The 12,975-nt window shown below is 42.2% G+C and carries 10 protein-coding genes; 5 read left to right on the forward strand and 5 right to left on the reverse strand.

Translation table 11 applies throughout. The annotated features are described in order from the left end of the window. The first annotated feature begins 423 nt into the window (after positions 1-423). Entirely contained in the window at positions 424-777 is a 354-nt protein-coding gene (locus ABF638_RS33770; protein WP_069070006.1) for a phage holin family protein, read from the forward strand. A gap of 4 nt (positions 778-781) precedes the next feature. Here ABF638_RS33770 and ABF638_RS33775 read toward each other — a convergent pair whose 3' ends face one another. Together ABF638_RS33775 and ABF638_RS33780 are read right to left on the reverse strand one after the other, a co-directional pair. Next, positions 782-1,309, reverse strand: coding sequence for a cobalamin biosynthesis protein (locus tag ABF638_RS33775; RefSeq protein WP_435027171.1), 528 nt, complete (start codon positions 1,307-1,309; stop codon positions 782-784). Positions 1,310-1,677: 368 nt separating this feature from the next. Then, positions 1,678-2,877: a glycosyltransferase gene (locus tag ABF638_RS33780; protein WP_435027172.1), complete on the reverse strand. Its 1,200-nt coding sequence runs from the start codon at positions 2,875-2,877 to the stop codon at positions 1,678-1,680. A 121-nt stretch (positions 2,878-2,998) separates the two neighbouring features. On the opposite strand from ABF638_RS33780, the gene shc reads away from it, so the two are divergent. After that, positions 2,999-4,915, forward strand: coding sequence for a squalene--hopene cyclase (shc, locus tag ABF638_RS33785; protein WP_435027173.1), 1,917 nt, complete (start codon positions 2,999-3,001; stop codon positions 4,913-4,915). A gap of 163 nt (positions 4,916-5,078) precedes the next feature. On the opposite strand, the gene ABF638_RS33790 is transcribed toward shc, so the two are convergent. After that, positions 5,079-7,097: an AAA-like domain-containing protein gene (locus ABF638_RS33790; RefSeq protein WP_435027174.1), complete on the reverse strand. Its 2,019-nt coding sequence runs from the start codon at positions 7,095-7,097 to the stop codon at positions 5,079-5,081. 490 nt (positions 7,098-7,587) lie between these two features. Here ABF638_RS33790 and ABF638_RS33795 point away from each other — a divergent pair, with 490 nt between their 5' ends. Next, positions 7,588-9,138, forward strand: coding sequence for a PAS domain-containing protein (locus ABF638_RS33795; protein ID WP_435027175.1), 1,551 nt, complete (start codon positions 7,588-7,590; stop codon positions 9,136-9,138). Between the two features lie 51 nt (positions 9,139-9,189). Here the strand turns inward: ABF638_RS33795 and ABF638_RS33800 are convergent, their stop codons facing one another. Together ABF638_RS33800 and ABF638_RS33805 are read right to left on the reverse strand one after the other, a co-directional pair. Next, positions 9,190-10,815 (reverse strand): PRC-barrel domain-containing protein, encoded by a 1,626-nt coding sequence (locus tag ABF638_RS33800; RefSeq protein WP_435027176.1) that lies wholly within the window; start codon positions 10,813-10,815, stop codon positions 9,190-9,192. Beyond that, on the reverse strand, positions 10,816-11,028 hold the full coding sequence (locus ABF638_RS33805) for a hypothetical protein (RefSeq protein WP_435027177.1): 213 nt from the start codon (positions 11,026-11,028) through the stop codon (positions 10,816-10,818). A 350-nt stretch (positions 11,029-11,378) separates the two neighbouring features. Here ABF638_RS33805 and ABF638_RS33810 point away from each other — a divergent pair, with 350 nt between their 5' ends. Both ABF638_RS33810 and ABF638_RS33815 read left to right on the forward strand, forming a co-directional pair. Beyond that, positions 11,379-11,870 (forward strand): GNAT family N-acetyltransferase, encoded by a 492-nt coding sequence (locus ABF638_RS33810; RefSeq protein WP_435027178.1) that lies wholly within the window; start codon positions 11,379-11,381, stop codon positions 11,868-11,870. A 257-nt stretch (positions 11,871-12,127) separates the two neighbouring features. Then, positions 12,128-12,724, forward strand: coding sequence for a cytochrome b/b6 domain-containing protein (locus ABF638_RS33815; RefSeq protein WP_435027180.1), 597 nt, complete (start codon positions 12,128-12,130; stop codon positions 12,722-12,724). Positions 12,725-12,975 lie beyond the last annotated feature (251 nt).

Raw genomic sequence — 12,975 nt, forward strand, 5'->3', positions numbered from 1 at the left:
AACCCTTTCCCAAAACCAAACTTTGGGTTCAAAATGCTTAACCGAGTAGTATTGGAACCGTATTAGCATCTCACTCATCAGTAACTAAAGATACGGGCAATATGCCCATCGGACAAAACTGGATAATTTATTTTTTGGAAATCCCTAATTACAAAGGTTTCTCGGTTTAGAGAAACCTCTGTAGGGGTTTTACGATTCACACCATTTTTTATGAATTCACTGCGGTACATCCTGCAATACGATAAAGATACACTGATTAGAAGTATCTCTCTTGCCAACACTGAAAAATTACATTGCTTTCAGGCTAACAAAAGATGATGGCAACTTTAGGAGCCAAGTACAGCGACACCTGATAGTGTTATGGATCACAACTGGCAATAGTGAAATTAATTAAACTTACTGCTAATTCCTCTAAAAAGACTTATGCAACACTTTTTATTAACTTGGCTCGGTACTGCGGTGGCGTTATTTCTTACTGCTAATATCGTTCCGGGATTCCTTATCAAGAATTTTGTGACTGCCTTGGTCGCTGCCCTTATTATTGGTCTGGTTAATGCATTTATTAGACCAATTTTGCGGATTTTGACGTTTCCGATTACCTTACTCACCTTTGGTTTATTTACATTAGTGATCAACGCCTTAACTCTTTGGCTGGCAAGTGCCCTAACTCCTGGTACTGGTTTTGAAATTCAGGGCTTTTTACCTGCTTTATTAGGTTCAATTGTGCTAGCAATTGTTTCTAGCATAATTAACTATTTTTTGAGAGTTGTTACCTAGAAAATTAGTGAGATTCTGTAATACTAATATTTAAAGCTTGGGCAACAGCTAGTGTTACCGCTCCTGGTTGCCCTTGTTGCTGAAAAATTCGTTTAGGAACTAAGAATCTCACCGACAATTTCTCTATCCTTGTGAAAGGAAAAATAGTCAACGATGTGAGTTGAGCGGCTGCAAGAATAGCAGCTGCCTCTGCTACGCTAGGTGTACCTACTTTGAGGTTGGTAATTGTGGCAGGGTTGGGGACACAGACAGAGCCAAGGATTTCCGCAGAAAAGGTTTTTAGGGGCAAATTGCGTAGATGGCAAAATTCTACTAAGCCAACTTCCGAGGCTTTGGTGTCGATGGTAGCAATCCCTGCGATCGCACTTGGAAAAAGTTGATTTTCTCGAAAGATTTCCTCAACCGCCCGATCAATCAACTGCCATGAAGTTCCCCGTTTACAGCCAATTCCTACCCATAAAACCTGTTCTACTTGGTTTACTTCCTTATTTAGTTCGTGTCTTCCATTAAGGGCTTGAGGATTATTTGACATGCTTGAGTTTACTCTAAGAGGTTGTTTGAAAAGTCCTCTTAAGTACAAATTGACTCCAGAAAAGGCAGCTTTTTGGGGACAATAACAGGATTATCTGTTGATGTTGCGGTTGTCATAATTCTTTGAATCAAGCACTCTCGGCTGATCTTTAACATTATCCCAAATTATCAGAAAAATGGGTTTAAAACCCCGTGTTTCCAGCACGGCTTTAAAGTAATGAGTAATGAGTAATGAGTGGATGAAAAATGGGTATTTACTCATTACTTGTTACTTATTACTCATTACTCCTTCTTTCCCGTGCGTACCCTTCTCCGGACGGAGACGCTGCGCGAACGGGAACGCCAAGGGCGAACACGGCGGTGAGGATGTCAAAAATTATCCGAACTGGGGTAAACTCTTCCTTTCCAAGCGCCGCCGCGCCCTTGCCAGTGACGTAGTGCTGAGTCTAGAGTCATCAGGGTATAGAGAAAAGCGATCGCAGGTAAACTAAAAGCTAACCAGGGAGAACATTTATAAAAGCGGATCGTTGGGTAGTAAGCCAACGCCATTAATAGCCATCCAAATAAACCTGTAAGTGCGATCGCCCAATTGCTCCAAACTGCACCCAGAATTACACACACAGGTGGAACTAGATAAATTAGAGGCATTCCTACTAAAGTTCCCAATAGTAGTAATGGAGAATAATTCAGTTGGGTATAGGCAGTACGAGCAACCATATCCCAAATCGTCGCCAGCGAGTCATAGGGACGCAGACTCCGAGTCAAGCTACTCAATCCTAGCCAGATCCGCCCTTTAGTGGGCATTGGAAATGGGGTATTTTCCTTCTTCTTAACAGCCTGAGCTAGGGCGCAATCGTCAATTAAAGCTTGGCGAATCACTTGAATACCACCGATTCGCTCTAAAGCTTCACGGGCGATCAGAATAGATCCTCCGGCGGCGGCGGCTGTGGGATTGTTGGGATTATTCACCCAGCGGAAGGGATAGAGTTTTTGGAAGAAAAACACGAAAGCTGGAATCAAAAGTTTCTCCCAAAAGCTTTCACACCTAAGTCGCACCATTACAGAAACCAGGTCTAAATCTTCTTGGACAGCTTTAGCAACCAGTCGGCGAAGATTCCCAGGATCATGTTCGATATCTGCATCGGTCAGCAAAAAATAGTCAGGTGCAAATTTACTAGCGCTCTTTATACCTTGTTCAACTGCCCAAAGTTTACCCGACCAACCAGGAGGCAGTGATTCACCAGTGATAATATGCAATTGCTGGGGTTTACCTACAGCGTGTGCCACCCCTTCGGCAAAATTTGCTGTCCGGTCTGTGCTGCGATCGTCTACCAAAAAAACGTTGAAAGAACCAGGATAATCTTGGAGAAGAAGCGATCGCAAACTAGTTGGTATCAATTCAGCTTCGTTACGCGCCGGAACGACGGCACAAACCACAGGTAAAGATTGTAGCTGAGTTTCTGTAACCTCTAATTGCTGGTCTGTCCGCCAAAACTGTCCCCAAAAACACAGTAATCCTAACCAAATTGTCAAGGATAAGAGCATCAATCCTAATACAATTACATCCATGACCTATTGCAAATTTTCAGCGACTCAGACAGAATACTATGTCTACTGAATATAGGAAAAATTTTTTATCGGATTGCCGTATTCAAAACTAGTGTTGGGTGTTGAGGTTAAATAGTATTTGATGCAAACACAAGACAGGGTAAAAGTCAATCAAGTCGCAGATGCGATCGCAGCTAGCCAAGAATATCTGCTTTCGATTCAAAATTCGGCAGGTTACTGGTGGGCAGAGTTAGAATCTAATGTCACCATCACTGCTGAAGCCGTCCTCCTCCATAAGATTTGGGGAACAGACCAAACCAGACCTTTACACAAAGTTGAAGCATATCTGCGTCAAGAGCAACGAGAGCATGGCGGCTGGGAACTTTACTACGGTGATGGCGGAGAACTTAGCACCTCAGTTGAAGCCTACATGGCACTGAAACTATTGGGTGTACCAGCAACCGATCCGGCGATGGTTCAAGCGCAAGCCTTTATTCTCCAACGCGGTGGTATCAGTAAAACTCGGATTTTTACCAAGTTACATCTAGCCTTGATTGGCTGCTACAACTGGCGCGGTATTCCCTCGCTACCACCTTGGATAATGCTGTTGCCAAAAGCTTTTCCTGTCAATATCTACGAAATGTCTAGCTGGGCACGTTCCAGTACAGTACCATTACTGATTGTTTGCGATCGCAAACCTGTTTTTATCACCGATCCAACTATCAACCTAGATGAACTATACGCTGAAGGTGTTGATCGAGTCCGGTGGGAATTACCCCAAAGTGGCGACTGGACAGATTTATTCCTCACCCTTGATCAGGGATTCAAGTTGGCAGAAAGCCTGAATTTAGTACCCTTTCGTGAAGAAGGCATCAAAGCCGCCGAAAAATGGATTTTAGAGCGCCAAGAAGCTACAGGCGACTGGGGCGGCATTATACCGGCGATGCTGAATTCAATGCTAGCTTTGCGGTGTCTGAATTATGACCGAAGCGATCCGATTGTAGAACGAGGTTTGCAAGCAATTGATAACTTTGCTATTGAAACAGAAGATAGCTACCGGGTACAGCCTTGTGTTTCACCAGTTTGGGATACAGCTTGGGTGATGCGTGCGTTGGTGGAATCTGGCTTTGCACCAGATCATCCGGCTGTGGTTCAGGCTGGAGAATGGTTATTACAAAAACAAATTTTGGATTATGGTGATTGGGCTGTAAAAAATCGCCAGGGAAAACCAGGGGCTTGGGCTTTTGAGTTTGACAATCGCTTTTATCCCGATGTAGACGACTCAGCTGTAGTGGTGATGGCGCTACATTTAGCGAAACTCCCCAATGAAAAAATCAAGCAAGCTGCGATCGCTCGGGCCTTAAACTGGATTGCATCTATGCAATGTAAACCAGGCGGCTGGGCTGCTTTTGATTTAGATAACGATCAAGATTGGCTCAACTCTATTCCTTATGGCGACTTGAAAGCCATGATTGATCCAAACACCGCAGATGTTACGGCTAGAGTACTAGAAATGCTTGGTGCTTGTGATTTGTCAATTGATAGTGATAGTTTAGAGCGATCGCTAACTTATCTTCTGCGCGAACAAGAAACTGAAGGCTGTTGGTTTGGTCGTTGGGGCGTAAATTATATCTACGGTACAAGTGGCGTTTTGTCAGCCTTAGCCTTAATTGATCCTCAAAGGCATAAACTCAGTATAGAACGGGGAGCAGCTTGGTTAGTTGGATGTCAAAACCTAGATGGTGGTTGGGGCGAGACTTGCCGCAGCTATGATGATCCCAGTCTCAAAGGTAAAGGAAATAGTACTGCATCTCAAACTGCTTGGGCAATAATAGGGTTGATAGCAGCAGGTGAAGCTACTGGGAAATTAGCTCTTGAGGTGATTGAACGGGGAATTAGCTACCTGGTGGCAACTCAAAAGCCTGATGGTACTTGGTTTGAGGCGGACTTTACAGGCACAGGCTTTCCTTGCCATTTTTATCTCAAGTATCATCTGTATCAACAATACTTTCCTTTAATAGCTTTAGGTCGCTATCAAGCAGTGATTAAAGAAAGTTAATTATCACGAGAGGTAGAGGGCAGGAGACGCGATTTATCGCGTCTTCACCCAAAGATGTGTTGCAATCATTAATTGAATTGGTATTACCAATACCTAATGCCTCAAGCGACGAGGCGACTATCCTTCTCCACCCATAAGAGGATGCAGTTTCCCGTTGCTTTCATTAAACTACAACGCGATCGCGTCCTTTTCTTTTTGCTTTATAGAGTGCTTCCTCGGCAGCATTAACCAAAGTAGCAGGCTCAGTTTCTATTGCCGGAATAACACTAGCCACCCCTAAACTCACAGTTAAAACAGCAGCAGGTAAACCACCAATGCTAGGATACTCACAGTTAATCCCTAAAGCTTTTACTTGATCTCGAATATGTTCGGCAATGTCCATTGCAACAGTAATCTCTACTTGAGCAAGAATGGCGAATTCTTCACCACCGTAACGAGCCACTAACACTCTACTGCTTTCTTCTCTAAAATCTCCTCTCTGGGAAATCACAAAAGCACTAGCAGTAGAAGAAATCATGCTCTTACTGTATGAAAAACTGCTATTATTTGGTGAGTGCTTGATGCAGTTACAGATAGTATTAGCGATTTGCCGTAAACACTCATCTCCTGCCGAATTACCGTAAGTTTTATTATAAATTTTAAAATAGTCAATATCGCACAAAATCAGTGATATGGGAGTGCTTTGACGAGCGGATCTTTGCCACTCAATTTGTAGGTAGGTTTGAAAGTAGCGGCGATTAACTAATTGAGTTAGTTCATCTAAGCTAGAGAGGACAAGCAACTGTTGATTTTCTTGTTTCAACCGTTCAACATGACTATTGTTGAAATGCTCACTTTTTTTCAGATATTGTCGGAAATATAAACGATATAATTCACACGCAGGAGTACTGCGTAGGCGTAGCCCGTCGTAGACATCGCCTTCTAAATTAATTAACCCTATACTCTGTAATTTATATGCCAATGCTGGCTCTAATTTCACATAACTTGTAGTATTAATCACTTCATAAAAAGCATTTCCCAATTCTGGCTCATCTCGTAGTGCTAACACATACTGCTTTAAATAATCGTGATAAATTCCGGCTTCTGTGGTTGCTTGTTGCAATAACTGTCCTAAATCCCGTTGTAATCCACCTTTACCCACAAAGTGATACAGTGCCAATCGAACTAAATAAGGATTTCCTCCCACCATTGCCATCAAACTGTCGGCATCTTTACCATCTGTCCAATCCAAGCCGTGACGTTGGGCTAAATCCTGCACCTGCTCTTTGGTAAAGGGAGGTAAATTAATTGTTAAACCAATATTAAACGGCGATTGAGTCAGTTTTATAGGAATCAGAATTTCCGTTGAATAAACCAAAACCAGACGCAGCTTTTGCCAAATTTCTACCCTTTTGGCTTGTTCATGCCACGATCGCACTAATGGTAGCAATTCTTCAGCAATTTCCTGATACTCAAACACCCAATCCACTTCATTTAATACCAAAACAAGGGGACTTGAGAGCGCAGGCAATAAATATTGTTGGAAATAGATAGAGCAGCTGACTTTGCTACCCATATCTTCATGCCAATAATCATTGAGTTTTGGTTCTAGCTGTAACTCCCGACTGACGTTGGCACATAACCAGCGCAAAAATTTATCCAAACTGGCAAAAACTGCTTTATCTGCTTGCTGAAAGTCCAAAGTTACGGTGTGAAAGCCTTGTTTCTTAGCGCGTGCAAGTAACCGGAGAATCAGAGAGCTTTTCCCCATCTTCTTGGGTGCTTTGATGCAAATGACACTCCCCGGTTCAACTATTTCTGCGTAAGCAAGTTCTTCAATTGGCGGGCGAGAGATGTAAAATCTGGAATTAAGGGATACTGGCCCACTAGGAAATTCTAAGGATATCGCCGTAGCTGCTCGGTTGAATTCTTTAACTAACTGCTGATGTGCTTTGCTAAGACGATGATTTTCTAGAGTCTGGCGGAAATTGGACTTATTTATCGGTTCTTTGCATAAAGAGCTTAATAATTGCCATAAATGAGCAGCAATTTTCTTGACACGTTCTTCGCCGTAGTCAGCTTCACAGGCTATATTGGCATAGGTTTTTCCTTCCCACGAAGAACGCAATATCAACTCTTGGAGTGTCGTTAAACTGGTTGCTTGACTGGCTTTTAGTAGCAATACTATTTCATCTATAGTCATTACTCATTAACTCTAATTCAGCATGACGTTTTCTCACACCATTAAACTTTGCAACTCAATCTACCCTGCTTTGTATAGATAGCAGCCAGTCTTGGTCAAAAAAGCTACAGATAAACCTTGGCAATTTTTTGTATCCTCAAAAATTTGACGTGACTTAATCATAGAATTTTTTTTACCAAAATTTCCGAGTTTTTAGGTAATTTTATGTGATTTGAACTACTTTTTTTCGACATATCTTAGAATGTAGATGCACACAATGTAGCTATTTTTTTTCTAAAAAATTGCCATTGCGATCGCAACACAGGTTACATTCGTCTGTTTACCTTTTTCTAAATTCCATCCCAGTTGATGATATGGGCTGATATATCTCTGAACCTAAGTTACAGCCCAATAAAACCAAGTAGACGATTTGTCCATAACTGGATCGTCAGGGTGCTAAGACAGCGTAGAGAGAGAGCTACAGGATATCTTCCTCATCGTACCAGCAGCTATGCATATCGAAGAACCCACTACCCATGAACCGGAAGTTCCATTTTCAGTACAAGATTCCCCAAGTTTGCCAGAACCAGAAGACTTATCTCAAGAAAATTTAGATGCTTGTCAATACTCACAAGCCGCCTTACAAATGGCATTAATCGCCAGTGGCTTGGGGTTGTGGGATTGGAATCTCATAACTGACAAAACCTATTATGATCCTCAGTGGAAGCACATTCTGGGATATGAAGTAGACGAAATCGACAACGATTATAAATCCTTTGAGCAACTTATACATCCACAAGATTTACCCAGAATTCGCCAGGTATTGCACGATTATCTCCAAGGATGCACACCAGTGTTTGAAGTCGAATTCAGAATGTTGACCAAATCCGGGGAGTGGAAGTGGATTCTGACTTGTGGCAAAGTATTTCAGTGGGATAAATTCGGGAAACCAGTGCGGATGGCGGGGACGCACAAGGATATTACTCAGGATAAAGCGATGTCTACGACGGGCTGCGCCTACGCTACTCAACAATACCAACAATTTGAACAACTCCAAAGAGAAATTGCCCAACGCCAATCTACCGAAGACCAAATTAGGGAAAAATCACAGCAGCTAGAAACTACCCTTGATGAACTCAAATATACCCAAAAGCAGTTATTGCAAAACCAGAAAATGGCTAATCTCGGTCAACTGGTGGCGGATATGGCTAACGAAATTAACAACCCGGTTAGCTTCATCTACGGCAATCTCCATCCCGCCAGTCAATACGCTGAAGACTTAATCAGAATCATAGAACTTTACCAACATCACTATCCCACACCCAGCCCAGTCATTGCCTTACATCTGCAACGCCTCGACCTTAGTTTTGTGAAAACAGACTTTTTAAAATTGTTGTGGTCAATGCGAGCCGGCTCTGAGCGCGTCAAAGAAATTGTTTTCGCCTTGCAGAATTTTTCAAGCTCCGATGAAGGTCAAATGAAAAAGGTTGACCTACATAAAGGAATTGATAGTGTTCTGAGAATTTTGCAGCATCGTCTGAAAGAAAAACCTGATAGAGCCGGGATTGAAGTAATTAAAACCTTTGGTGAATTACCCTTAATCGAATGTTACCCTGGTGAGCTAAATCAGGTATTTATGAATATCTTAACTAATGCTATTGATGCCTTAGAAGAGAGGATGAAACATGATTATTCTTTTACTCCCAAAATTTTGATTAATACAGAAATTGTTAGCAGTCATTTATCATTGGTCAATAGTAATGAGCCTTGGGTAAATGATAAACGACTAGGAAAAAAACACAAAGTTATAATTCGCATTTTTGACAATGGCAAAGGCATACTTCCCCATATTCAAAGACATATATTTGAACCATTTTTTACAACAAAACCAGTAGGTAAAGGTCAAGGGCTAGGGCTATCAATTAGTCGGCAAATTATAGTTGAAAAACATCAAGGTAAACTGAAGTGTAATTCTCAATTAGGTCAAGGTACAGAGTTGGTCATTGAAATGAATACAACAGCAAGACACTATGCCGCTATGAGAAAACACGCCAGCTTTTAGGTAATATTTAAGAAATCCATAAACACGAGCGTTGCCAACAGCATCGGTTGTTCATTTTACCCCATTACCATGATGCGCCAAGGCTGCCATTCCATATTCTGAAGCACGTAACTCCTGATCAGAGATTTGTGGCTCCTTGGTATAGACCGAACTCAGTAAGATATTCAGAACTCCACTTTCTTCAGCTTGACTAACAGCGCGATGTGTAATCAATTCACCTACATTCAGAATCACGTTGTCTTCTGGGTCAAGAATGACACGGGTAACTGGACGACCCAGAGCTTGTTCAATCCGTTGCTTCTTCATTGCCCGTGTGCCGCGTCCTTGTAAGTTTTCTGCCTTCGCTTTCAAGGCTTGCCAAAAAGTGTTGAGATTCTCTTGAGCAATACTTGCCCCGTCGCGCAGTTGAACTTTGTTTTCCAACCATCTGTCACTTGCGGTAGAACCGACTGCGGTTGCCAGAGTAAGACCGACAGCGTTCAGCAATTCTGCTTCTTTACCGTAAGTTTGGGCCCGATCCAGAAGGGATTCCGTCACAATCTGCCCAGATGCCGCAATAATTAAGCCATCGTTGGCACGCACTGTTTGTACGACTCTACGCCCTCTTGCCTGCTGGATCGCCACATGTCCTACTAGCGAATCAACCGAGTGACGCAGATTAGCGGCGCTACTGTGAGTCAGGCTCCCAATTCGATTGTTAGTAGATTCTGTTGCTGCTTGCAAATTGCGACTGATATTGACAGTCAGGCTGCCACCCGTAGCTCGATAGAGTTCATCAAGGATACCCATGCGATCGGCCGCTTCTGCATCGACTAGCGTCACTTCCTGCCCCTGTAGTAGCAGTACATTCCCGTCTGGAGTCAGCACATCCCGCTCAACATGCTTGCCAATCACATATACCTTTTGCTCGGCAGGATCAACCAAATTGTTTGTTAGGGAAGCAGTTACATCTCGATTGAGGTCTTGCAGTTTGCTACTAGTAGCATCAGTTGCAGCTTGTAATTGTTCACCTACATTCTGGCTCGCTTCCTGTAGCCCACGGTTCACACTCTCTACCGAGCTTTGCAGCTGCTGATTCACGGTTTGAGCTGCTGTTTGCAGTCTGCTATTAGTAGTCTCAGCCGATTCCTGTAATCTATCTCCAGTTGCCTGAACAACTCCTCGGATACCACCCACCTGTTCTTCCATCATTTGAGAGGTTTCTGGAGGTACAAAGGCAACATCATAACCAATTTTCAGGGCTTCACGAGCAGGAACGAACGATCGCCCCGAGTAAGCATCGGCAAATACACCACCAGAAACTTCGTATCCTTCCACCAGTCCACTATGCTCATCGAAGAACAAATCGACCAATCCACCGAGGTCAAGTCCCTCAGTAGTCAGAATTCTCTTTTTTCTCAACACAATATTTTGGTGCAGAATCTCTTTAATTGCAGGGACACGATGTGCTTTAACAACAGATTTTTTCGAGTTAACTACAATCGCATCTAACCCAATCGCTTGCACTTCTTCCAGAGGAATCACTTTTGCATCTCGAAACAGTCCTTTTTCTGCAACGAGAAAACCCAAAAGTTGATTGCGTTTTTGATCAAAAATTAAATCTATAATTCGGACAACTTTCTCGCCTGTGTCGTAGGTGACGACAACTTTATCTATAAGATCACTACCTTTACGCATTTATCTATCCCTCCTATATTGATTTTCTTGTTCAATCACTTGTTCGTTAGTTGCTTGACCTTTAAGCTGAAAATATCGTCCCTCTCTACCAAAACCGGGAACGATATCAATCATGCCAAAGTATTCGAGCAATACCCCAAATATGGCAGCAAGGATGATTAAAACAGTTATATTTGCTCCAGTATTAGAGCGTTTTCCTATGAGTCTAGGCATTGTATTTCATTATTTATTGTTGTTTTTTCTTATTGCAAACATTGCTGCAAATGTTATACAAGAAATTTATATCATTAAATGTAGTTAATATATTTAATTATTGATGTATACATTACTTTAGATACTCTTTTGGAATCAAAAGATCCAAAGGACATCTTTCCAAAGATAGATTTTTTAGTTACTTCTTATCAATCTCTTATATATATTGGAAAGAAATATTTTTATTAGCCTCAATACCATTGAATAACTTAAAAGATAATGTCATTCTTCTATTTGGGATTCGTCTCGCTGAGTTATACTGAGCGCATCTCAAAGTTAGGGTTAGGGTAGTACAAACATCAGAGTAAGTAATGTTCATCTTTAACCTCATAAATGAGAGTAATGCACACGCTATCCTAAGTTGGCGATACGAGCCGCTCTATGATTTATATAACTACTCAGAGCCAGAAGCTAATCTACTACAACATATTCTGCACCCCCAGAACACCTTTTACAGTATTCTGGATGAGAATGGCGAGTTGGTAGCTTACTGTTCTTTTGGACAAGATGGACAGGTCACTGGTGGTGATTACCATGAGCAGGCGTTGGATATTGGTATGGGGATTCGCCCTGACTTGACCGGACGAGGAAAAGGCGCTGAGTATGCCAATGCCGTATTGGAATTTGCAGACAGTTTATTTCAGCCAAAAGCTTTTCGGGTGACAATCGCAGCATTCAACAAGCGTGCGATACGGGTGTGGCAGAAATTGGGATTCAAGCATCAGCAATCCTTTGAGCGAGGAAGTGATGAAATGCAATTTATCCTGTTGTTACGAGTAGACTACTGTAACAGCAATCGGTAAACGACGTTAGTCACACTTAAATTGACAGTTAAATACAACAGCAGTGAATATCTTTACCAGAATACTGAATCATAAAATGGGAAAATAAGGGTGAGCAATACCACCCTCGAATTTGCAGAGGTATTTATCCAAGACTGATACTTGTGTCCGGTTAGACACAACAAATAATTAAAGTCTCTCTTAGCTATGCCCAATTCCCATTGCCCCATACCCAATTTTTAGGATAGATAAGCAGCAAATTTTTTCAGTCAAAATCTATGACTTCCACCGTTCCCTCTCAAACTCGAAAGCCACCCACTCAAGCAATAGGAGCCAAAATTTTCCACTGGTGTAACATCATTAGTCTGTTTATCATGCTCACCAGTGGACTACAAATTTACAACGCCAACCCTGTTTTTGGTGGACGTGCAGGTTTGCACATTCCTCCGATATTTACTTTAGGAGGTTGGCTTGCAGGAGGTAGACACTGGCATTTTGCAGCAATGTGGCTATTCTCCCTAAATCTCTTGTGGTATGGAATTTACATTTTAATTACCCGGCGTTGGCGACATCGGTTTGTCGGTGCTAATGACTTCAAAGCATTACAAAAAACTCAAAATTCTAAGCGTTTAATTTATGCTTGGCATCGGATTGCATATACAGCAATTATTCCTATTTTGCTGCTGGCGTTATTTACAGGAATAGGAATGTATAAACCTGCTCAGTTTCCCTGGATAGTGGATTTGTTTGGCAGTTGGCAAGCATTGCGAATCGTTCACTTTGCCTCAGTGCCGCTGGTTATCTTATTTGCAGTGATTCACTCTCGATTAGTGGAGAAAGCTGGAGGCACTCAACTAACAGAATCAATGTTTTAGTAAAAAAACTCTGGTCATGGAGATAGATAGACGCGGCTACTAATAACCAATGACCAATGACAAATGACTAATGACCAATGACCAATAACAAATGACTAATGACTCTTTCATCTCGTTCCTAGCTTCTAGGCTGGGAATGTATTGAAAAGAGGCTCTGCCTCAATTCAAGCTACCGGAGGCGGAGCCTCCCAGAATGGGTTCCCAGCCTCCAGGCTGGGAACCAGTCAGAGAGGCTCCGCCTCCAGTAGCTT

Source organism: Nostoc sp. CALU 1950 (assembly GCF_051172895.1).
GTDB lineage: Bacteria > Cyanobacteriota > Cyanobacteriia > Cyanobacteriales > Nostocaceae > Nostoc > Nostoc edaphicum_A.